We start from the raw sequence: 26038 nt of genomic DNA, 5'->3' as shown, positions 1-26038 counted from the left end.
TCAATTAATAGAGAACCGAATCAAAAAAGGATTTCATTTCGGCCGCATACGGAACCCCGTATCTAGCAAAGGTGGCCCTGGTCTGTGCATCGGGCTTCCAATCAAAAAAGGCATGTCCTGCCCCTTCAACCTGAATGTATTCCACGGTTTGACCGTTCTCTTTTAGATCTTCCACATAAGGCTGCACCACTTCATTGCTGATCAATGGGTCTTGGGTCCCTCTCACGATAAAGTATGGAATTACCCTCTCCCCCACATTTGGAACATGTGCTGCTGGCGATACGGCATCATAATAATCTTCTCCAGCGTCTTTGGGCATAAATTGTTTAAAATCCGAAGCATTGAACGGACCATAGCTGGGAGCCGCCACTTTTATGGCATCAGTGATCTCTTTATTAACTGCTTCCACGGTTTTTCCCTGAGGCATGTAGGACGGCATAAACTCATATACCCCATTGGCTTTGCCAAAACCACCATCGCCGATCATTGGGCTCAATATTGCAGCGGATGCAGACAAGTGCCCTCCTGCACTGTCCCCAGTTATGGCAATCTTAGTCGGATCGCCTCCATATTCCGCAGCATGCTCCTGGATATGGGCAATGGCACCGAAAACATCTTCAATAAGTTCGTGCATGGAGTTGGGCTCTTCATCACCGTCCAAGGTATTCACCCATCGGTAATCAATACTGAAAATCACATATTTACCTCCTATGGCCAGCTCACGTGCAAGTCCCCTCATAATGTCTTCGTTATTGGATGACCATCCACCACCGTGCACAATAATGGCCAACGGCAGGTTTTCGGCTCCCTTGGGCGAATACACATCATACTTTAAGGGCTTTACCCCTGGTTGGGCATATACCACATCGTGGGTCACATTCAAATTGTCGACCAAATCACTTTTCACAAAAGTGGCTCCAACGGACATGTCCTTGTCCACGGTTATCTTCATTGTTGGCGTGAAGTTCTCCACGCTGGTGGTTCCCCACATCCCCCCTTTGTAGGTATAATAAATGGCATCCAGACTATATCCGTCAAAGGAATTCGCCCTAACCGTGAGTTCCGTTCCGGAAGCTACCATACCATCATCGGGCAATGCAGGGGAAATGGTGTACGACCCATTCACGGGTGAGACCATGGTTACTTTATACATGTCCTGTGTTTTTTGAGGTTTGATCTTGGCAGAAGAAACACTTACGGCCAAAACCACCATTGATAGAGCAATTACTGTTTTCATCATAATTTTATGTGCTGGTTTGTTTATTTAGTTTGAAGCTTAAAGGACTTAAAGTTAGGATATTTTATCAGTCACAACAACAGTGCTTGTTGCTGTTGGCTTTTTCAAAACATTCCTTTCCTTCGGAAAAAGCAAAATAGGCCAATCCCAATGTACCCAAACTGTCGATGTAGGGTATTTTGAAAAGTTCGTAAACACCACTACTGACCAATAGGATGATGGACATGTACACACAGACCAACGTACAATTGGCATCGGCCAAAATAGGTGCGGAATCAAGTTCGCGCCCGACTTTTCTTTTCCACCAGACCAAAATCCACATGACAAGAATGGATATCGACGAAATGATGACGCCCCAAAAAGTGGTCAGCGGTTTGTGTCCTATCCAAATATTATAGATGCTGGAAACGACCAAGCCCACGACCAACAAGTAAAAAGCCACACCGGTAATCCTGAGAGCGGTTCGTTCAAAATTGTCCCGATTGCTTTCGGGGTTATTTTGGATACGCAGCACCATATGGGCAATGCCGAGTCCCGAAATCACTTCGATAAAACTGTCAGTGCCAAACCCAAAAAGGGCAAGACTTTCATCCTCAAAACCGAGATACGTGGAAATAACCCCTTCGGCTATGTTGTAAAAAATGGTAAACAAAGCCAAGGCAAATGCTGTTCTATACAGTTTTTTATCGTGGGCCATAGGAAATGTTCTGGTCATGTCTTCTTCATCGACCCCATGAATTTCCGAGTTTCAGGGACAAAAATCAAATTTAATGTGGTTATTTGCCAAAATCCATGGAATTCAAGGCCATTTCAGCTATGTCCCGAGTAATTTTTGTGGGCGAGTTGCAATCGCAGTTACTCAATCCAATCACGTAAATATCCTCTTTTGGTAAATAGACCCCCATGGATTTGTATCCAAAAATCGACCCACCATGTTCAAAACTCTTGGTGCCATTGAGGGTTTCAACATGCCACCCATAACCATAATTGGTTAGTTCCCCATTGTTCAAACGGTAATTGGCAAAAGCCTTGTCCGTGGTTTCCTTGCTGAGCAACACATGGTTTTTGATAGCCTCCTCCCATTTGAGCATATCGTCCACAGTGGACATCAAAGAGCCCGATGCAAAGGGTATGGAATAACTGATATGCCTGGAGTTGATATATGCCTCCCGTTTATGGTAGCCCGATGCTCTATTGGGCACCACGCTCGCGTGGCTTGCATAGTGTGATGATGACATGTCCAATTTTTTGAAAATCCGCTGTTCCACAAAATCAGCATAGCTCATGCCAGAGGTTTTTTCAATGATGTGGCCCAAAATGACGTAGCCCGAATTGTTGTATTTGAATTGCTCCCCTGGGGCGAAGTCCATGGGTTCGTTCTTAAAAAAATGGATTACCTCTAAGGGGGTCATATCATTGTTTGCAATGGCATTGAGTCCTTTTACACTTGTAAAGTTTTTTATTCCCGATGTATGGTTCAATAAGTGGTGGATAGTAATCAAATTGCCCTGTGTGGGATAATCGGGGATGTATTTGGTTATTTCATCATTCAATTGCAACTTTCCCTCTTCCATCAACATCAAAATGGAAACAGCGGTAAACTGCTTTGTCATGGAACCGATCTCGAAGACATTATTGGTCTCCATGGGCACTTGAAGCTCGAGATTGGCCATACCGAAGGCTTTTTTATAAATGATGTCTCCTTTTTTTGCCACCAGGAAAACGGCTCCTGGTCCATTTTCGGCAAACTTCTCTTCAAGTTTCTGATCTATTCGGGATGATAGGTCCTGCGCATTCAATGAAAATTGAGACCCTGCTACAACAGTTGCCAAGAGGACTTTCCACAGCCCCTTACAAATTTTGGTTTTCATTTTACCTTACGTTTTTTGATCTGTAAGGTATGACGGCACTTTATCGGAACAGGTTACATGGGTCAGAGAAAATCATTGACCATAAGATCAATCTTGTCACTTAACTCCGCAACGCCCAAAGCGGTCCAAAAAATAAGGAGTGCCAAAACGATCTTGACCCAAAGCGGAATAACCACTCCTGTTTTCCGACTCAAATAGTCGGTCACTGGATTGAAAAAAAACAATGAGGACAGCATTACAAAAATGCCATAACCTTGATCGTTTCCCCAAAACGTATTGACAAGGCCAATGGCCAGAACCAGAAAAGCAAAAAACCAGCCTGCGATTCTCATTGTTTTCAAATTTTGAATTGGTTACTCTTCCCGCATCAAATTCTTGTTATTTGATGATCGAGAAATTTTCGTTTAATCCAACATCGCCACCACTCTTGCCGGTGCCCCGGAGGCACCCTCTATTTTAAGTGGGAACACTGCCACTTTGAATCCAGAGTACGGTAATGCATCTAGATTGACCAACTGTTCCATATGGCAATACTCTTTTTCCCGACCAACCAAATGGGCTTCCCAAAAATATTCCGAATTACCGCTTTCCTTTGCCTTCTTCAACATATAGGGCAAGGGCAGGTCCCAGCCCCAAGAATCGATTCCCATCACTTTTATGCCGTTGTCAATGAGCCATTCCGTGGCAGCAGCGCTCATTCCAGTCCCCTTTTTATGAAAGTCCTTGGTACCGTTCAATTTATCCCTTCCCGTCTTGACCAGAACAATCAATCCAGGTTCCAGGCTCAATTTATTAGCATCCAAAAAAGACTGAATATCAGCAACGGTAATGGGGTCAAAATCCTGTTTGTGCTTCATATCGATCACGATGCCTTTGCCAAAACACCAATCCAACGGAACCTCGTCAATAGTCTTTGATTTTTTGCCATTGGTGGTCGGCGAATAGTGCCAAGGCGCATCGATATGTGTGGTGGCATGGACGCCCATTTTTTTAATCGTGTCATCGGCCCATCCATTGAACCCTTTTGGAAAGAGTTTGAACGGCAAACCCATGGCACGTAAAAGCCATTTTGCCTTGTGGTGTGGCCTATGCTTAATTTTGACTTTCATAAACCAAGGGTCGGCCTTATTGTACCGAATAGGCTTGGAGAGGTCAACAATTTTCATTTGATTTTTGATTGATGAATGATTGAGGCGCTGTCAGGTTTATTCCGAGCCCCGCTTTTTTTTATTGTAGTGATATATGGCGTAGGCGATACCCGCTAATACCACAAAAGGGAGATAACTCCCGATGACCACACCAATTTCGTAGGCGCTATCGGGAGCTTCCTCCATCTTTTTTTCAATGTTTGATTGTTGAATCAACCAAATTAGATTCATATGGTTCCGTTTTTATCGTGATGAGTAAAGCAGGAAACAGTATATCTCCACTGCACTCGATATGACAATTTACTTGTTCATCAATTCCTCTATCTCTTCTATCTCAATAGGGATGTTTCGCATCAAATTGAAGGGCTCCCCTTTTTCTTGGATGACCACATCATCTTCCAAACGGATGCCCATTCCTTCAGCTGGAATATATATGCCAGGCTCCACGGTAAATACCATATTGGCTTTCATCGGTTTCTTCAATTCGCCATAATCGTGGGTGTTCAATCCTATATGATGACTGGTTCCGTGCATAAAGAATTTTTTGTACGCTGGCCAATCTGGGTTTTCATTTTGCACATCGGCTTTGTCCAATAAGCCCAGCCCTATCAACTCGGAAGTCATCAATTTGCCCACTTCTTTATGGAACTCTGCCCAAATGGTTCCGGGAACCAACATCTTTGTCGCCTCGTCTTTTACGCGAAGTACCGCGCTGTAAACCTGTTTCTGTCTATCGGTAAATCTTCCGTTAGCAGGGATGGTACGGGTCATATCACTGGAATAGTTGGCGTACTCCGCCGCCAAATCCAACAATATCATACTTCCGTCCTTCACTTCTTGATTGTTTTCCAAGTAATGAAGTACGTTGGCATTGTTCCCCGCTGCAATTATGGGAGAATACGCAAAGCCTCTGGAACGATTACGGATAAACTCGTGCAGAAATTCCGCCTCAATTTCGTGCTCCCAAACACCAGGTTTCACGAACTCCAATATTCTTCTAAACCCTTTTTCGGTAATATCGCAGGCCTTCTGCATCAACTCGATTTCCTCGGGTTCCTTTACTCCTCGGATGTTCTGCAAAATAGGATTGCTCTTGGCACATTGGTGTGCTGGATACTCCTTTTTGCACTTTTCAATGAATCGAGCTTCTCGGGTCTGTGTTTCCACAGCTTGACGGTAATGTTCGTTGGTGTTGAAGTAAATCGTATCCGCTTCGGTCATCAAATCAAAAAAGATCTTATCGAAATCGGTAAGCCAATACACCGTTTCTATACCCGATACTTCCGTCGCCTTTTCCTTGGTAAGCTTTGCTCCTTCCCAAACGGCAATATGATCGTTGGTTTCCCTCACAAATAGAATTTCCCTGTGTTTTGGATCCATGGCATCTGGGAACAACAATAAAATGGTTTCCTCCTGGTCGGCCCCACTCAAATAAAAAATGTCTCGGTCCTGTTCAAAAGGCAAGGTACTATCAGCGCCTATGGGGTATATATCGTTGGAATTGAAAACCGCTATACTTTTTGGTCTCATCTGAGCCATGAATTTTTTGCGGTTTTTAACAAAAAGATTGCTGTCTATTTGAGCGTATTTCATAAGTATAATTTGATTTGTTCAAATGTAGGTAATTGCGTTACCGAAGACAAATTCTTACCTTCCATATCAAATTGAAAAAATGCAGCTCAACTTAAGCATCCCGGCACTTCTTTTTCCTGCTATTTCCTTGACCATGTTGGCCTATAACGCCCGGTATTTGGCCATTGCCGCATTGATTCGGCAATTGCATAAACAATTCGAGGAAACTTCTGCCCAACCTTTAAAGGAACAAATCAACCAATTGCGGACTCGCTTGGGCATCATCAAAAATATGCAGGCTTCGGCCATTATCAGTTTTTTGCTCGCGGCCGTGACCATGTTCCTGATCTATGTGGAAATGCGTGTTTGGGCCAATGTCATTTTTGGTGTTAGCCTTGTTTTTTTGATGATCTCCTTGGTACTCTCCCTTTTGGAAGTGCAGCTATCCACCAAAGCGCTTGGTATCCAATTAAAGAACATGGAGAAATAATCAGTTATTAAAACAGCCTCAACTGGAACGAACTCTTGCCGCCACTTTTGATGGATACAATTGATTCATCAAACAGATAGAAGACATGCAGCGCGTTCGAGATTTAGAGTTTTTTAAACAGATTAGAGAGATACGGGAATACGAATTTGGAATGTTCCACTTTTTCGATGGCCTCGTTACTTCAGAAATGAACGAAGGGGAGATTTTTAATTGGACCATTGCCGAAAAAATAATAGATGTTGCCTACGAAGTGTTCGGTCGGGACGAACCCATTGCATACATCAGCAATCGCATCCACAACTATTCCGTGGTGCCCACAGATTGGTTGAAATTTCACAAACATCGGCATCAGTTGGAGTTTTATTCCATTGTAGCTTACGACAATAGTGGATTGGCGATCGTGGTTTTGGAGCGGATGTTCTTTAGAAATAAAATCAGACAGTTCTCCAATCTTGAAAACGCCATTAAATGGAGTTTGGCCAAAATCAATGAAAAAAATTGACCTCTCTGCCTAACACGACCTGTTTAACCTATTTCCTGTTCCTTCGTCCATTTTTTTCCACAAACTGAACGATACTTTTGGCGACGTTCACGCCAGTGGCCGCCTCAATACCTTTAAGTCCCGGAGAAGCGTTCACCTCAATCAGCAAAGGACCATTTTTGGAACGAATCAAATCCACCCCGGCCACACCAAGTCCCAAATGCTTGGTCGCATTGATGGCCATGAATTTTTCCCGTGGGGTCAATTGCACCTTTTGGGTTTCCGCACCGCGGTGCACATTGGACCTAAAATCATCAAGGCCACTTGTCCGCTTCATACTGGCCACGATTTTATTGTCCACAACAATGATTCTAAGATCTTCTCCATTCGCCTCTTCAATATATTCCTGCAGTAAAATGCTGGTATTCATATTATATAAGGTGTCTATGACGGATTTTGCCGACTTTTTGCTTTCCGCCAAAATAACCCCTTTGCCTTGGGTGCCCTCCTGTAGTTTAATGATCACAGGAGCTCCTCCCAAAAGCTCTATCTGATCTTCAACATTGTTCGGGTTGATGGAGAACACCGTTTTTGGAACGGAGATACCCTTTTTGAACATCATTTGCAATGTAGAGACCTTATTTCTGGCCCGAATGATGCCCAACGACTTCGCCGTACTGAAAATATGGTTCATCTCGAACTGCTTCACAATGGCTGCCCCGTGCCTGGTAACCGTGGTGCCGATTCTTGGAACAACGGCATCAAACTCATCGGTGATGTTCTCGGTTCCATAAAAGATCTGTGGTTTGTCCCCACCCAATTGTACCGAGCATTTGGTATGATCGATATGCTCCACATAATGACCTGCCCTTTCAAATTCCTCGGCAATCCTAGAGGTGGAATACACATTAAGGCTTACAGAAAGAATGGCAACATCCATGTTTTTGGGATTGGTTTGAAAATCAACGGTAATATCGGTTAAAATTCCCAAAATCAAATCCTGAAGGATTAAATCCCGGTAGCTTAAAATGAGTCTAAATAACCGTGTTTACAATGTTGAAAGCTTGTTAAAAACTCATCCGTGCCGTAAATTTGTGTAAAAACTAACTTCTAATGAGTTTGATAAAATCTTCGTTGGCCCGAAAATATGTCATGGCCCTGTCGGGTCTTTTTTTGGTCACATTTTTGATTCTTCACGTAACCATTAATTTGGCCTCGGTATTTTCTCCAGATTTTTTTAATGAAGCATCCCATTTTATGGGCTATAACCCTATAGTCCAGTTCTTGATGCAGCCAATTCTAATCGCTGGTGTCATCGTACACTTTGTAATGGGCTTTGTTTTGGAAATCCAGAACAACAAAGCTAGGGATATAGGTTATGTCAAGTACAATGGCGGTGCAAATGCACCGTGGGTCTCCAGAAACATGATCTACTCAGGTCTGGTCATCCTTGCTTTCTTGGGATTGCACTTCTACGATTTCTGGATACACGAAATGGCCTATAAATATGTTGAGGCCAATCCAGTGGACCCAACACGCTATTACCACGAAACGGTCGAGAAATTCGAACCCATTTGGAGAACTGTTCTCTACGTGGTTTCCTTTGTTTTGTTAAGCTTGCACTTGTGGCATGGCTTTGCCTCCTCTTTCCAATCCATGGGTGCTAACAACAAGTACACCGCTGGATTCAAAAAATTTGCTAAAATATTTGCGGTAGTGGTACCCTTGGCATTTGCATTTATCGCCATATACCACCACCTTAACCCAATAACACAGTAAGCATGGGCATATTGGACTCTAAAATTCCATCTGGGCCGTTGGCCGACAAATGGACCAAGCATAAAAACGACATCAATCTGGTTAACCCTGCCAACAAAAGGAACATCGACATCATCGTTGTAGGCACAGGACTTGCAGGTGGTGCCGCTGCAGCTACTTTGGCCGAGTTGGGTTACAATGTAAAAACATTCTGTTATCAAGATTCTCCGCGTAGGGCGCACTCCATTGCTGCCCAAGGAGGTATCAATGCAGCAAAAAACTATCAAGGGGATGGCGATAGTAACTACCGCCTTTTCTACGATACCATAAAAGGTGGCGATTACCGATCCCGTGAGGCCAACGTTTACCGTTTGGCAGAAGTATCGGGGAACATCATCGACCAATGTGTGGCGCAAGGGGTGCCCTTTGCACGCGAGTACGGAGGTATGTTGGACAACCGTTCTTTTGGAGGTGTATTGGTATCCAGAACCTTTTATGCAAAAGGACAAACAGGACAGCAGTTGTTGCTTGGGGCCTATTCAGCGATGAACCGTCAAATCAACCGAGGTAAGATACAAGCGTACAACCGTCACGAAATGATGGATTTGGTCTTGGTGGATGGTAAAGCACGAGGGATCATTGCCAGAGATCTGGTAAGCGGAGAGATTCAAAGACACAGCGCTCACGCCGTGGTTTTGGCAACAGGAGGTTATGGAAACGTATTCTTCCTATCGACCAACGCCATGGGAAGTAACGTAATGGCCGCTTGGAGGGCACACCGTAAGGGAGCTTTCTTCGCCAATCCCTGTTTTACACAAATCCACCCGACCTGTATTCCCGTTTCGGGAGACCATCAATCCAAATTGACATTGATGTCCGAGTCGCTTAGAAACGATGGACGTATTTGGGTGCCCGCTAAAAAAGAAGATGCCATTGCCATACGTGAAGGCAAACTAAAGCCAACGGAACTGGCCGAAGAAGATCGCGATTACTATTTGGAAAGAAGGTATCCCGCTTTTGGTAACCTTGTGCCCCGTGATGTTGCATCAAGAGCTGCCAAGGAACGTTGTGATGCAGGGTTTGGGGTAAACAAGACCGGTGAAGCCGTGTTCTTGGATTTCGCATCAGCCATTGAGCGTTATGGAAAAGAGAAAGCCTTGACCTCCGGTATCAAGAATCCGGACAAAGCAACCATTACCAAACTTGGAGAAGAAGTTGTCGAGGCCAAATATGGCAACCTTTTCCAGATGTATGAAAAAATCGTAGATCAAAATCCGTATAAAACCCCAATGATGATCTATCCCGCGGTTCACTACACCATGGGCGGACTTTGGGTGGATTACAACTTGCAGACCACCATCCCCGGATGTTATTCTGCCGGAGAGGCCAACTTCAGCGACCACGGTGCCAACCGGTTGGGAGCTTCCGCTTTGATGCAAGGTTTGGCCGATGGATATTTTGTGTTGCCGTATACAATCGGTGATTACTTGTCCGATGACATTAGAACCGGTGCCATTCCAACGGATTCCAAGGAGTTTGAGGAAGCCGAGCAACAGGTTCGTGAAAGAATGGAGAAGTTGACCAATGGTTCAGGAATCCATTCGGTGGACTACTATCACAAGAAACTGGGCAAGATCATGTGGAACAAATGTGGTATGGCCCGTAACGAAAAAGAGCTGAAAGAAGCCATCGAGGAAATTTCCGCACTTAGAAAGGATTTCTGGGAGAACGTAAAAGTCCCCGGAAGCATCGATTCCAAAAATCAAGAGTTGGAAAAAGCTGGTCGTGTTGCCGATTTCTTGGAATTGGGCGAGCTTTTCGCCAAAGATGCATTGCACAGAAATGAATCTTGTGGAGGACACTTCCGTGAAGAGTACCAAACCGAAGAAGGTGAGGCACTCCGCGATGATGAAAACTTTAAATATGTGGCGGCTTGGGAATATAAAGGCGAGCCTAAAGATGCCGAATTGCACAAAGAGGATTTGGTGTACGAGAATATTGAACTGAAGACACGATCCTACAAATAAGAAGCTATGAAATTATATCTGAAAATATGGCGTCAAAAGGACGCATCCACACCAGGAAAAATAGTTGATTATACCCTAGACGGTGTAGAAGGTGATATGTCGTTCTTGGAGATGTTGGATATCTTGAATGAAGACTTGATCTCCAAAGGAGAAGAACCCGTGGAATTTGACCACGATTGTAGGGAAGGTATCTGTGGTACCTGTTCCTTGCAGATCAACGGAGAGCCCCATGGACCGGATAGATTGGTGACTACATGCCAATTGCACATGCGCAAGTTCAACGATGGCGATACCATCGTGATTGAGCCTTTCCGTGCCAAAGCATTTCCCGTGATCAAGGATTTGATCGTGGACCGTAGCGCTTTTGACCGTATTCAACAAGCTGGAGGGTACATTTCCGTAAACACCTCCGGTAACACGATTGATGCCAACACCATTCCAATCAACAAATATGATGCGGATGAAGCGATGGATGCCGCCACCTGTATTGGCTGTGGTGCCTGTGTGGCTGCTTGTAAAAATGCAAGTGCCATGCTGTTCACTTCGGCCAAGGTATCTCAATTTGCCTTGTTGCCACAAGGGCAAGTGGAAGCTACCGAGCGTGTACAAAACATGGTCCGCCAAATGGATTTGGAAGGTTTTGGTAACTGTACCAACACAGGTGCTTGTGAAGTGGAGTGCCCCAAAGGTATTTCCTTGACCAACATTGCCAGAATGAACCGTGAGTACTTATCCGCTACATTAAAGGGATAAACACATCACATTTTCATATACAAAACCCAAATTCCAGTAGGAGTTTGGGTTTTTTGTTATCTTAACGGTATATGCCCAAAGAATACCCAAAAGAGCGCATCAAAGTACCTCGTTTCAATGAGGAATCGGGTTTTTATACAACTCCAGAGCGTTCGAAAATCATGGGGAAGATCCGGGGCAAGAATACCAAGCCAGAACTTGCCTTCAGAAAAGCGCTATGGCAATCGGGCTACAGATATCGCATCGATTACAAAAAGCTCATAGGAAGGCCTGATATTGCATTAAAAAAGTACAAAACCGTCGTATTCATCGATGGGGAATTCTGGCACGGCCATAATTGGGAAGAGCGTAGACATAAGATAAAGAGCAACCGTGAGTTCTGGATTCCCAAAATTGAACGGAACATCCAACGGGATCGAGAGGTAAATCAAGCATTAAAAGAAGAAGGATACAAAGTATTCCGCTTTTGGGAAACAGAGGTGAAAAAGGATTTGGATGAATGCTTGGAACAAGTACTGACCCATCTCAATGAGGTCAAAGCTGCTTTTTCACAATCTTGAAGACTTGGAGCACATCATCAAGAGACAATTCAAAATCCTGAAATTCTGGGGATGCATTCAAGTGGCACAGAATGCCTTCTTTTTCTTGTCATACCCTGTAAGTCGTTTACAGATAATCCGATCTGCACAAACCAATATATAGGATTGGTTCCATAAGGTTTCCTTGTTCCGGGTCAAAGATTCTTTTTTGATTTCCAACCCGATGACATACGACTAATTCGGAATGGCTGCTGCGCTATTGTCGTTCATGGAATCCCCGGAAACATCGAATATGCGATGCGGTTCATCCGTCAAAAAATCAATAATAAACCCTCCTTGAAAGGAATTGACTAGACTATCCATCTGCAGACTTTATATATTCTTGATGCCATTCAACCATGACCAAGGGTGCCATTACAAGGTATTTCCCATACTCCAATGGGTAAAAAAACACTGCCGTGCTTGGTAAAAGGTTGCCGCTTGGTGTAGGCCTCCCCCATATCGTTGACCTCGTGCATGTACAACTCGGCAATGGTAAGCCCAAAGTACTCTGCAATCTTGGTAAGGTTTTTTATAGGAATGTTGGCATCCTTGCGCTCTTATAGCTGAACGGTGCGTAAACTGACCCCAATTTCTTTGCCCAATTGTGATTGGCTGATATTATTTTTTCCCCGTAATTGCTTTATTATATACATCTATTTCTATACTGTGTAATATTGTTACGCAATATGCGCTCAACGCAGCAATTCATTCAGTTTTCTGTAATTGGGTTACAAGCCAAAAATAGAAAATAGGATTTGACCCCGACATATAATTATTTTAAACACGGATTATATATGGGTTCTATTAAAGGCCTTGGGCCGTTTTTAAAGAGTGAATTGATTTTCAAAGAAGAGGATTACGTAAAACATATAAACGAAAGACTATCAAAAGTACTGCGAAGAAACACTTCCAAAAATGATTTTGCCAATATTGCCATACAGGGAAATGTGAGCTTTTCCACAATTAGGGATGTGGTGTACCGAACCAACAGTTTAACCAAGCTGAATGCAAATGCCATTTCGCTCTTGGTTCATGCCGCCTTTGGGAATTCTTTTGCGTACAAATTGCAGGCCGAATGGGATATCCTGTATTTAGGGAACTTATAAAAGTTTTGAAGCATATGGTTGCCCGGTCCTATTGCAAAAAAAAGAGCCTAACATAACGTTGGCTCCATATTTTTCAGGGGGATGTCACTGATCTATAGCATAAAAAGCTTCTTGATCAAGAGCATAAAACCTGTGAAAAAATCGTTTCTGTAAACTTGAACATTCTCGTCCATAGTGGTGTTTGATTTAAGTGCCATGGTTAATTTGGTTTGTGGTGTTAATTTGGGTAAAAATTTCGATATAACCAAATATATAATCGATGAATGGCAATTTAAAACTATTGTTGTGTAACACCCTGTTTATGTTGTAAAAATGGCGCGAATATTTATCAAATATTCATTTCGGGCACGTCTCCTTCCACTACTAATCTACCTTCTGTTGCTTCTTGAATCCCTTCGACCGACACTCCAGGTGCCCTCTCCAATAATTTGAATCCTTCTTCGGTAACTTCCAGCACGGCAAGGTTGGTCACGATTTTGGTCACACAGCCTACTCCGGTCAGTGGCAAGGTACATCGCTTCAACAATTTCGATTGCCCTGCTCTATTGGTATGCATCATGGCCACGATGATATTTTCAGCGGATGCCACCAAGTCCATGGCGCCTCCCATGCCTTTTACCATCTTTCCGGGAATCTTCCAATTGGCGATATCCCCGTTCTCGGCCACTTCCATCGCCCCTAAAATGGTCAAATCCACATGTTGCCCCCTGATCATGGAGAAACTCAAGGCAGAGTCAAAAAATGAGGCTCCTGGCAAAGTGGTAATGGTTTGCTTACCTGCATTGATGATATCGGCATCCTCTTCTCCCTCAAACGGGAAAGGTCCCATGCCCAATACGCCGTTCTCACTCTGAAATTCCACACTAATGTCATCACGAACAAAGTTGGCCACCAAAGTTGGTATACCGATCCCAAGGTTGACGTAGTACCCGTCCTTGACCTCTTTTGCGATGCGCTTTGCTATTCCGTTTTTATCTAACATAATTATGCTTTCTCTCTTACTGTTCTTTGCTCAATTCGTTTCTCAAATGTATCCCCTTGGAAAATACGCTGCACAAATATGCCGGGAATATGTATCTCGTTGGGGTCCAAACTGCCTGCTGGTAGAAGTTCCTCTACTTCGGCCACGGTAATGGTGGCAGCCCCACACATGCACGGATTGAAGTTCCTTGCTGTGCCTTTGAAGATCAAGTTGCCCGCTTCATCTCCCTTCCATGCCTTTACAAAAGCAAAATCGGCCTTGAAAGCTGGTTCCAACACATACATCTTCCCATCGAATTCCCGTGTCTCTTTTCCTTCGGCCACTTCGGTACCGTATCCTGCAGGTGTATAAAAGGCGGGGAATCCCGCTTGTGCAGCCCTACATTTCTCTGCGAGCGTGCCTTGGGGCGTCAATTCCACTTCAAGTTCCCCGCTCAGCATTTGACGCTCAAATTCATCGTTCTCGCCCACGTAGGAGGAAATCATTTTCTTGATTTGATGCTTCTGCAAGAGCAGTCCCAAACCAAAATCATCGACCCCGGCATTGTTGGATATACAGGTAATGTCCTTAATGCCCAATCGCACCAATTCGGCGATGGCGTTCTCCGGTATTCCACATAGGCCAAATCCACCCAGCATGAAGGTCATGCCATCTTCAGTACCCTTGAGCGCCTCAGTAACATTGGCAACTGTTTTATTGATCATAGAATCCTTATTTATTTTCCCTGAAATTACGATTTAAATAAAAAAGCCCCAAGCAAATCAAAATATGCTTGGGGCTTTATTTTATCAAAATGGATTCCTGCTAGAAATCCAAGTCGTCCAAATCGTCTTCTGTATCGATTTGCTCCTCTTCTTGGTCTTGTTGCAGGGAACAATCCACATTGATGGAAAGTTCCTCTGGTTCTTCAAAAGCATCTTGGGAAACACCTAGTTCCTCATTGGCATAGTTCTTCTTCATGTAAACCGCCCAAATAGGCAATGCCATAGCTGCTCCCTGGCCGTAGGCCAAGCGGTTAAAGTGGATGGACCTATCCTCTCCCCCGACCCAGACACCGGTCACTAAGTTGGGCACCATGCCCATGAACCAGCCATCACTTTGGTTCTGGGTGGTTCCTGTTTTCCCTGCTATCGGGTTGTTGAGTTCGTAAGGATATCCTGTAATGATTTCTTTATACACCGTATTGTTAACTCCATAGGTGTGTCTTAATCGCCCACCAGAACCATATTGTGTCACTCCTTCCAAAAGATTGACCATGGCATAGGCCACATCTTTACTGAGCACATCCTTTGTCTCTGGTGTATATTCATAAAGAACGGTTCCGTTCTTATCCTCCACACGGGTAACCATCACAGGTTTTACATAGACCCCTTGGTTGGCAAATGTCCCGAAGGCGCCCACCATTTCATATACGCTTACATCAGGTGTCCCCAATGCAATGGATGGCACTTCCGGAATTTCCTTGGTAATGCCCATATTCTTGGCAATTGAAGCCACCGAACCGGGACCTACCCTATCTATAAGCTGCGCTGTAATGGTGTTTACAGAATTGGCCAAGGCATTTTTCAGGGTCATATCTTCCCCAGAATACTTTCCATCCGAGTTTTTTGGGCACCATGCAGCCATGTTTCCATGTTTTCCAGGTTCAATACAATATTGATTATCAGGCAAGGTATAGCAAGGCGAATAGCGAAGCTGATCGATGGCCGCAGCATACACAAAGGGCTTGAACAGGGAGCCTGCCTGCCTTGAGCCCTGTATCACGTTGTCATACTGGAAATGTTTATAATCAACTCCTCCCACCCAAGCCTTTACATGGCCTGTTTGGGGCTCCATGGACATCATGGCGGTTCGTAAGAAGGTTTTGTAATACCTGATGGAGTCCATAGGGGTCATTATGGTGTCCTTATCATAGGAGTCACTGTTCCAATCAAAAACGGTCATGTCCGTCTTCTCGTGGAAGGTTGCTTCGATTTCCTTTTCCGACAATCCTTCGCGTTTTAGATGGCGCCATCTTGCCGATCGCCTCATGGCCCTGTCCATAATGGTGTCGATAGCTCCTCTGCTCACATCCAAGAATGGAGCGGTCGGGTTGCGATCGGGCGTATTTTGATGAAAGAATTCCGCTTGAAGGTTCTTCATGTGTTCCTGTACGGCTTCTTCCGCATTGGCTTGCATTCTTGAATCTATGGTGGTATAGACCTTCAATCCATCCAAATAAATATTGTATTTCTCGCCATCGGGTTTTGGATTGTCACTTGCCCAATTGTTCAACCAACGCTGCATGTACATCCTGAAATAGGTGGCCAATCCTTCATTGTGTTGTTCAGGACTGTAATTCAAGTTCAGGTCCAATGTTTGGAGCGAGTCCTTTTCCTTATCGGAAATGTATCCATACTTTGCCATCTGCGATAGGACAACATCCCTTCGGTTTTTGGTACCTACCGGGTTTCGATGTTCTCTAGGGTTGTATAGGGAAGAGTTTTTGAACATTCCCACCAACATGGCGGCTTCTTCCGTTCTGAGCTCCATCGGTTCCTTGCCGAAGTATACCCTGGCTGCAGATCTAATTCCATCGGCATTGTTGCCGAAATCATAGATATTGAAATACATCGCCATGATCTCCTCTTTGGTATAGTTGCGCTCCAAGCGGACGGCAATGACCCATTCCTTTACTTTTTGAAGAATTGCATTGGTGGTACTCTCCTTGTCCCTTACCCCAATAAAAAGTTGTCTTGCCAACTGTTGGGAAATGGTACTTGCCCCCCCTTTCGTCCCTAAAAAGGCCAAGGCTCTTGCGAATCCACGGGCATCGATACCGGAATGGTCATAATACCTAACATCTTCGGTGGCCACCAAGGCATCAACTAAATTTTGAGGTAGGTCATCGTACGCTACTGGGGTACGGTTATCATCCAAATAATATTTGCCCAAGGTCTCTCCATCGGAAGAAATTATCTCCGTGGCCAAATTGGTGCTTGGGTTTTCCAAGCGTTCAAAGGTGGGCATTTCTCCAAAGACCCCCCAGGAGGCCAAAAGAAAGATGAGAACGGCAGAAAGAACTCCTGCTCCGAATAAAATCCAAAACCACTTAATGAAAGGGAAAAAATTCTGCTGCTGTTTTTTTTGACGCTTCTTTGCCATTATAATTTGGGTGCTTTTTCTATTTCCAAACCAACATCCGTTACTCCTTCAAGAATATGAAGGCCTTCCACATCGCCATTTTTGCGCATGGCGTGGGAGATATTCACTTTATATACGCCGGAATTCGGAAAATCGATCTTTTCCTTGTACCAAAGTTTATTTTCCTTAACGCTTCCCATTCCTTTTCCCAGCCATTCGCCATTGGGTTCCGCCATTCTGTATTCCAACGTATCCTTAACGGTATTTCCGCTTGGATATTCCATCTCGGTAATCAGGAATAAATTACTGAAGGCAAACGTATCGTCATTTCTTATATTGATGAACAGGTTGTAGGTCTGGGTAGAATCCAGCTCGGAGAACTGAAAATCGACCCCTTGGTCCATCCCCCACTTCCCCTCATTGATGGGCTGGTAGTCGGAATACACCAACAACTCATTGCAGGATGATAGGGCAAGGACTGCAATCAGTGGCAACAAAAATTTATTTCGCATTGGAAGATGCTTTAGATTTTGGTTTTCTGCGTTTTTTCTTTCTGCGTTTTTTCTTTTTGGGCCTATCGAAACGGGTAAGGCTATCTTGGCCCACTACATTTTCAAAAGTCGTTTTATCTTCTGTTATATTATCGGCCGCATATTCCTCGAGACTTGCCACTTTTTGGTTCTTCTTGTTGAGTTCCAAAATTTCCAACACCTGATCTTTGGAAAGCGTATGCCAGTTAGCTGGTTCATCTTTGTAGGAGAACCACAGTGTTTCCTTGAAAATATCCGCTTTTTGGCAGAATGCGATTCCTTTTTGCGTCTTAAGCTTGCAATCGGACGGTGGAAAGTTTTTCAAAGCCTCCAAGTACATGTCCAATTCGTAGTTGAGGCAGCATTTGAGCTTTCCGCATTGCCCCGCAAGTTTCTGTGGGTTCAACGCCAATTGTTGGTAACGGGCAGATGCTGTACTCACGGACCTGAAATCCGTCAACCAAGTGGAACAGCAGAGTTCACGACCACAAGAGCCTATTCCTCCCAATCGCTGGGCTTCTTGTCGGTAGCCGATTTGTCGCATTTCAATACGGATACCAAATGCCTTGGCCATGTCCTTGATGAGCTGCCTGAAGTCAACCCGCTCATCTGCAGTGTAGTAAAATGTGGCCTTGGATCCATCCCCTTGGAATTCCACATCACTCAACTTCATTTCAAGTCTTAACGAGATGGCGATTTCCCTGGAACGTTTTTTTATCTCCTCTTCCCTATCCCTACATTTTTGCCAAATATCGATGTCCCTTTGGGTGGCTTTTCTGTAGATCTTGGGTATGGTCTTGTCATCAGGGGACACTTTTTTGTGCTTCATCTGAATCCTTACCAATTCACCCGTTAGGGTAACCACACCAACATCATGACCGGATTTGGCCTGGGTGGCCACGACATCGCCTATGGACAATGTGAGGTTCTCCGTATTCCTGAAAAATTCCTTTCTACTGTTTTTGAAACGTACCTCAACACAATCAAAGGGTTTTTGATCGTTGGGCAACGACATATTGGAAAGCCAATCAAAGACTGTCAGCTTATTACAACCATCAGTGCCGCAAGTACCATTGTTCTTGCAACCACGCGGTTGTCCATCCTTGCCGGTTGAACAACTGCTACACGCCATATTTAATATCTTGATTGAGGTGTCAATAAAACGTTGTTAGTCGGATTACAGTCACATCTAATCAAGCACTGAGAAATTTAGAACACATCTCGACTGCGCTCGATATGACATGAAATTTCTTCCTATCCGTTTGAACAACCTCAATAGGGTTCATAAAAATTACTAGTTGTAAATATAGTACAATTTGTTGCAGTAGTGAAATGCTACTTCTTGTATTTCAACACGGGGGAACGTCCTTTTTTGAATATTTTGTTGCTGGCTCCTTTACCTTTACGCAAACGTTTTTGTTCTTCGTAGGGCAATGCATGTATTTCCATACAATCCACAGAGCAGCAATTGTTCATTTTTTCGGCGCACTCCTCGCATTGAATAAACAATAAATGGCAGGCTTCATTGGCACAATTTACATGGGTGTCGCAAGGTTTGCCACATTGATGGCAGTGAGCTATCACCTCCTCTGAAATGCGTTCGCCCCTTCTATGGTCAAAAACAAAGTTTTTGCCTAGGAATTTATTTTCCAATTGCTTTTCCCTCACTTGTCGGGTGTATTCAATAATGCCACCTTCCAACTGATATACATTTTTAAAGCCTTTGTGTTTATAGTATGCACTGGCCTTTTCGCAACGAATGCCTCCCGTACAGTACATGACCAACTTTTTATCTTCTTTATGCTCCGCCAAATCTTGTTCAATAATATCGAGAGAGTCACGAAACGTATCAACATCCGGAGTTACGGCATTTTTAAAATGGCCTATTTCACTTTCGTAGTGGTTTCGCATATCCACTAAAACGGTGTTCTCGTCTTCAATAAGCTCATTAAACTGTTCTGCCCCTACGTGGATTCCTTTGTTGGTCACATCAAAGGTGGCATCATTCAGGCCATCGGCCACAATTTTGTTGCGGACCTTCACTTTGAGTTTTAAAAATGATTTATTGTCCTGCTCAATGGCAATGTTCAATCGCACATTCTCCAAAAAAGAAATGCTATCCAAATGCTCCTTAAAAACCTTGAAGTTGTCCGCAGGAACCGAAAGTTGAGCGTTAATGCCTTCGTGGGCGACGTAAATACGGCCTAGGACCTCCATGCCATCCCAAGTCAAGAAGAGATGGTTCCTCAAAATTTGAGGATTACCTATATGTGTATATTTATAGAAAGAGATGGTAAGCCGATCTTTACCGGCCTCCTCGATAAGTGCTTCCCTTTCTTTTGCACTCAATGTGTTGTACAGTTGCATGCTATACCCGATTAAGTTAAAGAATGGTTCTTAAAAATGTGGTGCAAAGATAGAAATTAAAGGCAGAGTAAATCAAAAGGGCCTGTTAATGGCCCCTTGATCCACTATTCTTTTTCATAGCTATTATTTTCTCCCTCGTAGCAATTCCGAGCTTTAAACAGCTCTATATAGATGAGTTAGTACAACTAAGATGTATTGTTATTAAAAAGGTTGCGTGCCCTTTTTTTCATGTGGAAAGAAATGGTATTTTAGCCTTCCTAACAATTTTTTACCATGAGCAAAGAGAAAGAAGCAAAATTAAAGGCCCTTAAACTTACGTTGGACAAGTTGGACAAAACCTATGGAAAAGGGGCCGTCATGAAGATGGGCGACAGTGTTGTTGAAGATGTAGAGATTATTCCTTCCGGCTCATTGGGATTGGATATTGCTTTGGGCGTAGGAGGCTATCCCAAGGGAAGGGTGGTAGAAATTTACGGTCCTGAATCTTCCGGTAAAACCACATTGACCCTGCACGCCATTGCCGAAGCTCAAAAAGCCGGCGGTATTGCCGCTTTTATCGATGCGGAACATGCCTTTGACCGTTTCTATGCCAAAAAACTGGGCGTGGATATCGACAATTTGATCATTTCTCAGCCCGATCACGGGGAGCAGGCCCTGGAAATTGCCGACAACCTGATTCGCTCCGGAGCAATCGATATCGTAATTGTGGATTCCGTTGCAGCCTTGACACCCAAAAGTGAAATCGAGGGGGAAATGGGGGATTCCAAAATGGGACTGCATGCCAGATTGATGTCTCAAGCCTTAAGAAAATTGACTTCCACGATAAGCAAAACAAAGTGTACCGTAATCTTCATTAACCAATTGAGGGAGAAAATCGGGGTTATGTTCGGTAACCCGGAAACCACTACTGGGGGTAATGCCCTAAAGTTCTACGCATCCGTTCGATTGGATATCAGAAGATCGACGCAGATCAAAGATACCCATGGCGATGTACAAGGGAACAAGACACGGGTAAAGGTGGTAAAAAACAAGGTTGCGCCTCCGTTTAAAACCGCAGAGTTCGATATCATGTACGGTGAGGGAATCTCAAAAATCGGGGAAATCCTTGATTTGGGCGTTGCCTACGAAATCGTCAAGAAAAGTGGGTCATGGTTCAGTTATGGCGACACTAAATTAGGCCAAGGACGGGATGCCGTAAAATCATTGTTGATGGATAACCCTGAACTTGCCGAAGAATTGGAGGGCAAGATCAAAGAAGCCATCGCCGCGGTAAGCGAATAACCCTTTTATCGATTTTTTCGGGAGATTAACTTTTAGTTGTGATGATTCTACGCAACCCTTGTGTATACTGCACATCTAGGGAATAAAAGGATTATTATGAAAAAAGTGCTAATGCCCTTTATTTTGATTGTGGCATGCTCATGGTTCACTTCTTGTGAGGTGGACGATGATTCCCCAAATTTTTACTTTACCGCCCTGACCACGGTCGAGGTCGATATGCCTGAATCTTTTGAATACGGGGAAACCTACGATATTGAGGTAACCTACCTACGCCCTAACAACTGTACCTTTTTTGAAGGGTTTGATGTAACGGACACGGCGGAGACGGGACGAGATGTTGTGGTAATAGGTTCGGTTCTAACGGATGAAGACCGAGCATGTACCGAAGCGGTAGAGGAGGTTGTGGCCAACCTAAGGTTTAAAGTAATCTACAAGGATGATTATACTTTTAGGTTTTACGCAGGGAACGATGCCGATGACAATGCCACTTACTTGGAATACACGGTTCCGTTGGTAACGGAAACACCGACAAATTAAATAGCAACAATCCAAAATTGACCAACATTTGGATCTTGATGAATTGATACATAACTGTCAGAAGGGAAACCGACAGGCGCAGGCTGAGCTATACCGGAGATATTCCGGTATTCTTTTCGGTATGTGTCTCAAGTATTCCCGGAACAAAACCGAGGCGGAAGATAATCTGCACGACAGTTTTATGACCATATTCGACAAGGTCGATCAATTCAGCTTCAAAGGATCTTTTGAAGGTTGGATCAAAAGGATAACGGTTAACACCGTACTTCAGAAATATAGAAAAGACCAACACCTCAACGTTATTTCAGAAAATACCGAAGATGAGATTGAGGTGGACACCGAAGATGTGGACATTAGTTTATCCACCCTTTTGGGATACATTCAAGAACTGCCGCATAAATATAGGTTGACCTTCAACTTATATGTATTGGACGGCTACAGTCATAAGGAAATCAGTGATATGTTGGGGACATCCACTGGAACCTCAAAATCCAATTTGGCAAGGGCCAAGGCCATTTTGAGGGATAAAATAGAAAAAGCCAAAATCAACATTGCTTAAATAGATCAATGATGGGGAAAAAGAATTTAGAGCAATTGTTCAAAGAAAGCTTTCAGGACTTTCAGGAAGTTCCGGACGAAAAAGTCTGGAATTCCATTGAAGCCTCTTTGGACAAGAAGAAACAAAAAAAGCGGGCCATACCCATTTGGTGGAGCCTTGGGGGTGCCGCCGCTGCTTTGGTGCTATTGCTGATGGTCATCAATCCATTTGCTGAGCAACCCGTGGAAGAACAAATCATCACGGATACGGAAAACAGTGCAGTTCGCGAAGCGTCAAACAAATTGGAAGAAAGGGATAACCAAGATGTTAATGATTCCGAAATCTCTTCAAAAATACAGGAAGAGGGATTGGCAAACACGTCCAATGAAGAAAACACAAAAGCTACTGATCATCAGACTACAGGAAACAACCTTAGCAGCAAGAATGCATCAACGGTTGCTGAAAATGCTGCTTCCAGTTCAAACAGAGATGGTTCATCAACTGAGATGGCACAGGTTGAAAGCAATCGTTCAAACAATTCGCAAACACTTTCATCCGCTAATGAAAATGCGGTAAGCAACAATGCCGTTGTAGTGAATCCTGATGAGACGACACCTGCTCAAAATCAATCAATCATATCATCAAAAATGAATGATGATCAAGTTGCGGAACATACAGACGAAAAAGATGATGTTGAAAAGCAGTCCATCTATGATGCGATAGAAGAACAAAATGAACTAGAGGAAGCCATTGCCGATAACAAATCAGGCAAATGGTCGGTTGGCCCATCCGTGGCTCCTGTATATTTTGATGCTTCCGGGGACGGCTCTCCTATTGGTCCCGACTTTTCCTCCAATTCAAAATCCGGGAAACTTAATCTAAGTTACGGCCTTACCGTAGCTTACGAAGCGGGCAAAAAAGTAAAAATCCGTTCAGGGGTGCATAGGGTAAATTATGGGTACAGCACCAATGATGTACTGTTCTCCCCCACCCTTAGAGCAGCTGCAACTGATAAATTGGCAAACATCGACTATAGTCCAAACTCGGAATCCATTGTGGTTCAAAGCAAGGAAAGTCCCAAAAACCAAGCTGCTTTCGATTCCAAAGAGGTTGCTCTGAACGATGCGCCCACTCTGGATGGTAAAATGGTTCAACAACTCGGCTACATTGAGGTTCCCCTCGAAGTAAACTACGCGGTTTTGGACAAAAAATTCGGTGTCGACCTCATTGGCGGGCTGAGCTCACTCTTCCTTGTGGACAATTCGGTCTTGTTGGAATCAAATCAACTCGTAACCGAAATGGGCGAAGCGAACAATATCAACTCATTGAATTTTAGTGCAAACTTTGGAATGGGGCTCAATTATCAATTCAGTCCAAAAATCAGATTCAATGTAGAACCCGTGTTTAAATATCAACTGAATACGTTCTCCAATGTGTCGGGTAATTTTAGACCTTATTCCATTGGGGTCTATAGCGGATTCAGCTTTAAATTCTAAGGTTTTAAGACGTTGGTTAGGAAGATTGCTCCTTTAAGCAATCAATTGAGCGCTCTATTAAAATGGGGCGCTTTTTTCATCTCCATATAACATTCACATATTTTTCTTACTTTCAGGACTTGAATACTGAACAACTTATTGATACTGTGAAACTTCTACAATTTAAGGACATCCTCATTTACTTTTCCAAATCGCTTATGGGAAAGGAAAATGGAGAAGACATCCTATGGGACTTAGCTAAAAATTACATCTCCAAATCGGGATTTGTCGATTGTGTCATTTATCTGGTGGACCAACCTAAGCAAGTGTTGGTCCAGAAAGCGGCCTATGGACCAAAAATCCAAGAGACTTTAAGCTAAACTACCCTGTGACCATTTCCATCGGAGACGGAATAACCGGGAGTGTGGCAAAGACAAAAGAGCCAGAATTGGTAATGGATACATCAATAGACCCCAGATATATCATTGGATGATGACAATAGGCTTTCCGAAATTTGTGTCCCATAGTCTACGAGGACGAACTTTACGGTGTAATTGATTGTGAGCATCCCGAAAAAGGATTTTTTACCGACCGCCGTCTTAAAATGCTTTCTGCTATTGCTTCCATTTGCGCCATAAAAATAAAAAGCGTTAGGGATAATGCAGAACTCATTGAAAAACAGGACAAACTTTTCCAACTAAAGGAGGAAATGTTGGAACTGAAACTAAAAACGCTGAACTCACAGCTCAATCCCCATTTTGTGTTCAATTCCTTGAATGGGATCCAATATTTTATAACCACTCAGAACACCAAACTGGCCTTGGATTATTTTTCCACTTTCAGTAGGCTGGTCCGCTTCTATCTGAAGCAATTGGGGAAAGACACTGTTTCGCTTAATAACGAAATAGATATGCTTCACTGGTACTTGGAACTTCAAAAATTGCGGTACGATGATTCTTTTGAATACTCCATTTCCATAGAAAAGAAAAGTGGCGACCTCAAAGAAACCATAATCCCTTCGTTCGTTATTCTTCTTGTCTTCGAAAATTTGGTGGAGCAGTCCAATATCAACAAAGTGGTCAATCAACACTTTAATATTGACATAACCACAACTGTAAAAAAAGTGGTGTTACAAATACAGTATCATTGTAAGAGCAAAGAGCAAAACAGCGCTCCAAAAAATGAGTATCGCAAAGAAATCACGAAGTGGGAAGACCAAGTGGAATTGCTCAACACTGTTGAAAACTACGGAATCCAGCACAATACTTCCAGTGCTTTTGACAAAAGAACCCACGCAAAAAGTATTATCATAGAGCTTCCCAACCTAGCCTAGAAAAAATCTCTCGAAGTCAAATTAAATCTTTCAAAATTACGTCCCTGACCTCTTCTCTTAGCGTAGAGGTATCCGAAGCGCTTAAAATTCCTGTTTCAAAAAAAGAATGCACAATGGCACGTATTCTTCCAGGGCCACCACTATAAAAAGTGAAGGAAAAGCGCTTTTTATTATCCAAAAAAGTTATCGGAACCACAGGAATTTTATGGGCAATCGCCATTTTAAAGGCCCCATCCTTGAACTTGTCCAGCACCACATCCTCTTCGGGTACGCCACCTTCAGGAAAAATACAAATGCTCAAGCCTTGATCCAACCTTCTCTGGGCACGCCTGTAAACACCAGTTCGGCTTCTAACACTGTCCCTGTCCACCATGATGCACACCCGCTTGTAAAAAAATCCAAAAATGGGAATATTAACCAGTTCCTTTTTACCCACAAACACAAAGGGGTTTCTGCTTAAATGTAGCATTAACATAATGTCCAACATGCTGGTGTGATTGGCCACTAACATATAGCTTTTGCCCTTCAACATTCGCTGCTCTCGAATTATTTTAGGAAAACAGCCCATTCCGTATAAAATGGGACGAGCCCATAGATTTCGGGCCAACCAAAAAAATTGGGGATAGGTCTTTTCGGAAAGTGTTAGTAGAAGCAAAAACGGAAAAAACAAGAGAATGGGAACAGTAACCAAAATATAGAACCAAACCCTATACAACAAATGGCCCGCATTTTTGATTACTCCAAGCATCTTCCAAAAGTAAAGTATTTCCAAATTTCAGCTTAAAAAGTACTTGGTTTTTAGACAAGCTGCCACTTTTTTTATAAGTACGGGTTGCTTACTTTTACGG

Annotated in this window: 30 protein-coding genes; 13 read left to right on the top strand and 17 right to left on the bottom strand. The window is 43.5% G+C overall.

Features of this window, described 5'->3' with window-relative positions; translation table 11 throughout:
• Positions 1 to 4: 4 nt before the first annotated feature.
• The 7 genes from EO132_RS00765 to EO132_RS00740 all read right to left on the bottom strand — a co-directional run bounded on the left by EO132_RS00765 (position 5) and on the right by EO132_RS00740 (position 5849).
• Positions 5 to 1240 carry an alpha/beta hydrolase gene (locus EO132_RS00765; RefSeq protein ID WP_235856349.1) on the bottom strand — a complete coding sequence of 412 codons (1236 nt, stop codon included), beginning with the start codon at positions 1238 to 1240 and terminating at the stop codon, positions 5 to 7.
• Positions 1241 to 1304: 64 nt separating this feature from the next.
• Positions 1305 to 1952 carry a cation efflux transmembrane domain-containing protein gene (locus tag EO132_RS00760; RefSeq protein ID WP_127136137.1) on the bottom strand — a complete coding sequence of 216 codons (648 nt, stop codon included), beginning with the start codon at positions 1950 to 1952 and terminating at the stop codon, positions 1305 to 1307.
• A 61-nt stretch (positions 1953 to 2013) separates the two neighbouring features.
• Complete coding sequence (locus EO132_RS00755; protein WP_127136136.1) at positions 2014 to 3108, bottom strand: serine hydrolase domain-containing protein; 1095 nt, start codon at positions 3106 to 3108, stop codon at positions 2014 to 2016.
• Between the two features lie 62 nt (positions 3109 to 3170).
• Positions 3171 to 3440 carry a hypothetical protein gene (locus EO132_RS00750; protein ID WP_127136135.1) on the bottom strand — a complete coding sequence of 90 codons (270 nt, stop codon included), beginning with the start codon at positions 3438 to 3440 and terminating at the stop codon, positions 3171 to 3173.
• A 72-nt stretch (positions 3441 to 3512) separates the two neighbouring features.
• Complete coding sequence (locus tag EO132_RS00745; protein WP_127136134.1) at positions 3513 to 4274, bottom strand: cyclase family protein; 762 nt, start codon at positions 4272 to 4274, stop codon at positions 3513 to 3515.
• A gap of 39 nt (positions 4275 to 4313) precedes the next feature.
• Positions 4314 to 4487, bottom strand: a complete 174-nt coding sequence (locus tag EO132_RS19130; RefSeq protein WP_164732250.1) for a hypothetical protein — start codon at positions 4485 to 4487, stop codon at positions 4314 to 4316.
• Between the two features lie 69 nt (positions 4488 to 4556).
• A complete protein-coding gene (locus tag EO132_RS00740; protein WP_127136133.1) occupies positions 4557 to 5849 on the bottom strand; it encodes an aminopeptidase P family protein in 1293 nt (430 codons plus the stop codon).
• Positions 5850 to 5928: 79 nt separating this feature from the next.
• On the opposite strand from EO132_RS00740, the gene EO132_RS00735 reads away from it, so the two are divergent.
• Positions 5929 to 6318, top strand: coding sequence for a DUF2721 domain-containing protein (locus EO132_RS00735; RefSeq protein ID WP_127136132.1), 390 nt, complete (start codon positions 5929 to 5931; stop codon positions 6316 to 6318).
• Between the two features lie 85 nt (positions 6319 to 6403).
• Entirely contained in the window at positions 6404 to 6820 is a 417-nt protein-coding gene (locus EO132_RS00730; RefSeq protein ID WP_127136131.1) for a hypothetical protein, read from the top strand.
• Between the two features lie 28 nt (positions 6821 to 6848).
• Here the strand turns inward: EO132_RS00730 and EO132_RS00725 are convergent, their stop codons facing one another.
• Positions 6849 to 7796, bottom strand: coding sequence for a RimK family alpha-L-glutamate ligase (locus tag EO132_RS00725; protein ID WP_235856348.1), 948 nt, complete (start codon positions 7794 to 7796; stop codon positions 6849 to 6851).
• Between the two features lie 116 nt (positions 7797 to 7912).
• Between EO132_RS00725 and EO132_RS00720 the strand changes: the two genes are divergently transcribed.
• From EO132_RS00720 to EO132_RS00705, 4 genes are all read left to right on the top strand, one after another.
• Positions 7913 to 8578 carry a succinate dehydrogenase cytochrome b subunit gene (locus EO132_RS00720; RefSeq protein ID WP_127136130.1) on the top strand — a complete coding sequence of 222 codons (666 nt, stop codon included), beginning with the start codon at positions 7913 to 7915 and terminating at the stop codon, positions 8576 to 8578.
• Positions 8579 to 8580: 2 nt separating this feature from the next.
• Complete coding sequence (locus tag EO132_RS00715; protein ID WP_127136129.1) at positions 8581 to 10584, top strand: fumarate reductase/succinate dehydrogenase flavoprotein subunit; 2004 nt, start codon at positions 8581 to 8583, stop codon at positions 10582 to 10584.
• Between the two features lie 6 nt (positions 10585 to 10590).
• A complete protein-coding gene (locus EO132_RS00710) occupies positions 10591 to 11337 on the top strand; it encodes a succinate dehydrogenase/fumarate reductase iron-sulfur subunit (RefSeq protein WP_127136128.1) in 747 nt (248 codons plus the stop codon).
• A gap of 71 nt (positions 11338 to 11408) precedes the next feature.
• Entirely contained in the window at positions 11409 to 11897 is a 489-nt protein-coding gene (locus EO132_RS00705; RefSeq protein ID WP_127136127.1) for a very short patch repair endonuclease, read from the top strand.
• A 213-nt stretch (positions 11898 to 12110) separates the two neighbouring features.
• On the opposite strand, the gene EO132_RS19645 is transcribed toward EO132_RS00705, so the two are convergent.
• Both EO132_RS19645 and EO132_RS19715 read right to left on the bottom strand, forming a co-directional pair.
• Entirely contained in the window at positions 12111 to 12239 is a 129-nt protein-coding gene (locus EO132_RS19645; RefSeq protein ID WP_262707576.1) for a hypothetical protein, read from the bottom strand.
• A 236-nt stretch (positions 12240 to 12475) separates the two neighbouring features.
• Entirely contained in the window at positions 12476 to 12571 is a 96-nt protein-coding gene (locus EO132_RS19715; RefSeq protein WP_127136126.1) for a helix-turn-helix domain-containing protein, read from the bottom strand.
• Between the two features lie 141 nt (positions 12572 to 12712).
• Between EO132_RS19715 and EO132_RS00695 the strand changes: the two genes are divergently transcribed.
• Positions 12713 to 13024, top strand: a complete 312-nt coding sequence (locus EO132_RS00695; protein ID WP_127136125.1) for a hypothetical protein — start codon at positions 12713 to 12715, stop codon at positions 13022 to 13024.
• Positions 13025 to 13352: 328 nt separating this feature from the next.
• Here EO132_RS00695 and EO132_RS00690 read toward each other — a convergent pair whose 3' ends face one another.
• The 6 genes from EO132_RS00690 to trhO form a co-directional block, all read right to left on the bottom strand.
• Positions 13353 to 14006 (bottom strand): CoA transferase subunit B, encoded by a 654-nt coding sequence (locus EO132_RS00690; protein ID WP_127136124.1) that lies wholly within the window; start codon positions 14004 to 14006, stop codon positions 13353 to 13355.
• A 2-nt stretch (positions 14007 to 14008) separates the two neighbouring features.
• A complete protein-coding gene (locus EO132_RS00685) occupies positions 14009 to 14710 on the bottom strand; it encodes a CoA transferase subunit A (RefSeq protein WP_127136123.1) in 702 nt (233 codons plus the stop codon).
• Positions 14711 to 14810: 100 nt separating this feature from the next.
• The gene (locus EO132_RS00680; RefSeq protein ID WP_127136122.1) at positions 14811 to 17150 is read right to left on the bottom strand and encodes a penicillin-binding protein 1A; all 2340 of its coding nucleotides are present in this window, start codon (positions 17148 to 17150) and stop codon (positions 14811 to 14813) included.
• On the bottom strand, positions 17150 to 17641 hold the full coding sequence (locus tag EO132_RS00675; protein ID WP_127136121.1) for a gliding motility lipoprotein GldH: 492 nt from the start codon (positions 17639 to 17641) through the stop codon (positions 17150 to 17152). Before EO132_RS00675 ends, EO132_RS00680 begins: the two co-directional genes overlap by 1 nt.
• The gene (locus EO132_RS00670; RefSeq protein WP_127136120.1) at positions 17631 to 18791 is read right to left on the bottom strand and encodes a PSP1 domain-containing protein; all 1161 of its coding nucleotides are present in this window, start codon (positions 18789 to 18791) and stop codon (positions 17631 to 17633) included. The genes EO132_RS00675 and EO132_RS00670 overlap by 11 nt, the downstream gene beginning before the upstream one ends.
• 203 nt (positions 18792 to 18994) lie before the next feature.
• Complete coding sequence (gene trhO, locus EO132_RS00665; RefSeq protein ID WP_127136119.1) at positions 18995 to 20026, bottom strand: oxygen-dependent tRNA uridine(34) hydroxylase TrhO; 1032 nt, start codon at positions 20024 to 20026, stop codon at positions 18995 to 18997.
• A 273-nt stretch (positions 20027 to 20299) separates the two neighbouring features.
• Between trhO and recA the strand changes: the two genes are divergently transcribed.
• The 6 genes from recA (at position 20300) to EO132_RS00635 (ending at position 25190) form a co-directional block, all read left to right on the top strand.
• On the top strand, positions 20300 to 21307 hold the full coding sequence (gene recA, locus EO132_RS00660) for a recombinase RecA (protein ID WP_127136118.1): 1008 nt from the start codon (positions 20300 to 20302) through the stop codon (positions 21305 to 21307).
• Between the two features lie 96 nt (positions 21308 to 21403).
• On the top strand, positions 21404 to 21844 hold the full coding sequence (locus tag EO132_RS00655) for a hypothetical protein (RefSeq protein ID WP_127136117.1): 441 nt from the start codon (positions 21404 to 21406) through the stop codon (positions 21842 to 21844).
• 28 nt (positions 21845 to 21872) lie between these two features.
• Entirely contained in the window at positions 21873 to 22403 is a 531-nt protein-coding gene (locus tag EO132_RS00650; RefSeq protein WP_127136116.1) for an RNA polymerase sigma factor, read from the top strand.
• 8 nt (positions 22404 to 22411) lie between these two features.
• Positions 22412 to 23878 (top strand): outer membrane beta-barrel protein, encoded by a 1467-nt coding sequence (locus EO132_RS00645; RefSeq protein WP_127136115.1) that lies wholly within the window; start codon positions 22412 to 22414, stop codon positions 23876 to 23878.
• 146 nt (positions 23879 to 24024) lie between these two features.
• On the top strand, positions 24025 to 24237 hold the full coding sequence (locus EO132_RS00640) for a hypothetical protein (protein WP_127136114.1): 213 nt from the start codon (positions 24025 to 24027) through the stop codon (positions 24235 to 24237).
• A 134-nt stretch (positions 24238 to 24371) separates the two neighbouring features.
• Entirely contained in the window at positions 24372 to 25190 is an 819-nt protein-coding gene (locus EO132_RS00635) for a histidine kinase (RefSeq protein ID WP_127136113.1), read from the top strand.
• Positions 25191 to 25206: 16 nt separating this feature from the next.
• Here the strand turns inward: EO132_RS00635 and EO132_RS00630 are convergent, their stop codons facing one another.
• The gene (locus tag EO132_RS00630) at positions 25207 to 25938 is read right to left on the bottom strand and encodes a lysophospholipid acyltransferase family protein (protein WP_127136112.1); all 732 of its coding nucleotides are present in this window, start codon (positions 25936 to 25938) and stop codon (positions 25207 to 25209) included.
• Positions 25939 to 26038: the final 100 nt, after the last annotated feature.

The sequence above is a fragment of the Flagellimonas oceanensis genome (assembly GCF_003992595.1).
Classification (GTDB): domain Bacteria; phylum Bacteroidota; class Bacteroidia; order Flavobacteriales; family Flavobacteriaceae; genus Flagellimonas; species Flagellimonas oceanensis.
This window is presented reverse-complemented; position numbering and strand designations above follow the sequence as displayed.

What these genes read in the sequence shown, in the direction of transcription:
- EO132_RS19645 (WP_262707576.1), bottom strand. Translation starts at nt 12,239, where the DNA reads ATGGATAGTCTAGTCAATTCCTTTCAAGGAGGGTTTATTATTGATTTT.
- EO132_RS00740 (WP_127136133.1), bottom strand. Translation starts at nt 5,849, where the DNA reads ATGAAATACGCTCAAATAGACAGCAATCTTTTTGTTAAAAACCGCAAA.
- EO132_RS00720 (WP_127136130.1), top strand. Translation starts at nt 7,913, where the DNA reads ATGAGTTTGATAAAATCTTCGTTGGCCCGAAAATATGTCATGGCCCTG.
- EO132_RS00730 (WP_127136131.1), top strand. Translation starts at nt 6,404, where the DNA reads ATGCAGCGCGTTCGAGATTTAGAGTTTTTTAAACAGATTAGAGAGATA.
- EO132_RS00690 (WP_127136124.1), bottom strand. Translation starts at nt 14,006, where the DNA reads ATGTTAGATAAAAACGGAATAGCAAAGCGCATCGCAAAAGAGGTCAAG.
- EO132_RS00695 (WP_127136125.1), top strand. Translation starts at nt 12,713, where the DNA reads ATGGGTTCTATTAAAGGCCTTGGGCCGTTTTTAAAGAGTGAATTGATT.
- EO132_RS00670 (WP_127136120.1), bottom strand. Translation starts at nt 18,791, where the DNA reads ATGGCGTGTAGCAGTTGTTCAACCGGCAAGGATGGACAACCGCGTGGT.
- EO132_RS00630 (WP_127136112.1), bottom strand. Translation starts at nt 25,938, where the DNA reads ATGCTTGGAGTAATCAAAAATGCGGGCCATTTGTTGTATAGGGTTTGG.
- EO132_RS00745 (WP_127136134.1), bottom strand. Translation starts at nt 4,274, where the DNA reads ATGAAAATTGTTGACCTCTCCAAGCCTATTCGGTACAATAAGGCCGAC.
- EO132_RS00680 (WP_127136122.1), bottom strand. Translation starts at nt 17,150, where the DNA reads ATGGCAAAGAAGCGTCAAAAAAAACAGCAGCAGAATTTTTTCCCTTTC.
- EO132_RS00765 (WP_235856349.1), bottom strand. Translation starts at nt 1,240, where the DNA reads ATGATGAAAACAGTAATTGCTCTATCAATGGTGGTTTTGGCCGTAAGT.
- recA (WP_127136118.1), top strand. Translation starts at nt 20,300, where the DNA reads ATGAGCAAAGAGAAAGAAGCAAAATTAAAGGCCCTTAAACTTACGTTG.
- EO132_RS00710 (WP_127136128.1), top strand. Translation starts at nt 10,591, where the DNA reads ATGAAATTATATCTGAAAATATGGCGTCAAAAGGACGCATCCACACCA.
- EO132_RS19715 (WP_127136126.1), bottom strand. Translation starts at nt 12,571, where the DNA reads ATGTATATAATAAAGCAATTACGGGGAAAAAATAATATCAGCCAATCA.
- EO132_RS00675 (WP_127136121.1), bottom strand. Translation starts at nt 17,641, where the DNA reads ATGCGAAATAAATTTTTGTTGCCACTGATTGCAGTCCTTGCCCTATCA.
- EO132_RS00750 (WP_127136135.1), bottom strand. Translation starts at nt 3,440, where the DNA reads ATGAGAATCGCAGGCTGGTTTTTTGCTTTTCTGGTTCTGGCCATTGGC.
- EO132_RS00705 (WP_127136127.1), top strand. Translation starts at nt 11,409, where the DNA reads ATGCCCAAAGAATACCCAAAAGAGCGCATCAAAGTACCTCGTTTCAAT.
- EO132_RS00685 (WP_127136123.1), bottom strand. Translation starts at nt 14,710, where the DNA reads ATGATCAATAAAACAGTTGCCAATGTTACTGAGGCGCTCAAGGGTACT.
- EO132_RS00655 (WP_127136117.1), top strand. Translation starts at nt 21,404, where the DNA reads ATGAAAAAAGTGCTAATGCCCTTTATTTTGATTGTGGCATGCTCATGG.
- EO132_RS19130 (WP_164732250.1), bottom strand. Translation starts at nt 4,487, where the DNA reads ATGAATCTAATTTGGTTGATTCAACAATCAAACATTGAAAAAAAGATG.
- EO132_RS00715 (WP_127136129.1), top strand. Translation starts at nt 8,581, where the DNA reads ATGGGCATATTGGACTCTAAAATTCCATCTGGGCCGTTGGCCGACAAA.
- trhO (WP_127136119.1), bottom strand. Translation starts at nt 20,026, where the DNA reads ATGCAACTGTACAACACATTGAGTGCAAAAGAAAGGGAAGCACTTATC.
- EO132_RS00735 (WP_127136132.1), top strand. Translation starts at nt 5,929, where the DNA reads ATGCAGCTCAACTTAAGCATCCCGGCACTTCTTTTTCCTGCTATTTCC.
- EO132_RS00760 (WP_127136137.1), bottom strand. Translation starts at nt 1,952, where the DNA reads ATGACCAGAACATTTCCTATGGCCCACGATAAAAAACTGTATAGAACA.
- EO132_RS00645 (WP_127136115.1), top strand. Translation starts at nt 22,412, where the DNA reads ATGATGGGGAAAAAGAATTTAGAGCAATTGTTCAAAGAAAGCTTTCAG.
- EO132_RS00755 (WP_127136136.1), bottom strand. Translation starts at nt 3,108, where the DNA reads ATGAAAACCAAAATTTGTAAGGGGCTGTGGAAAGTCCTCTTGGCAACT.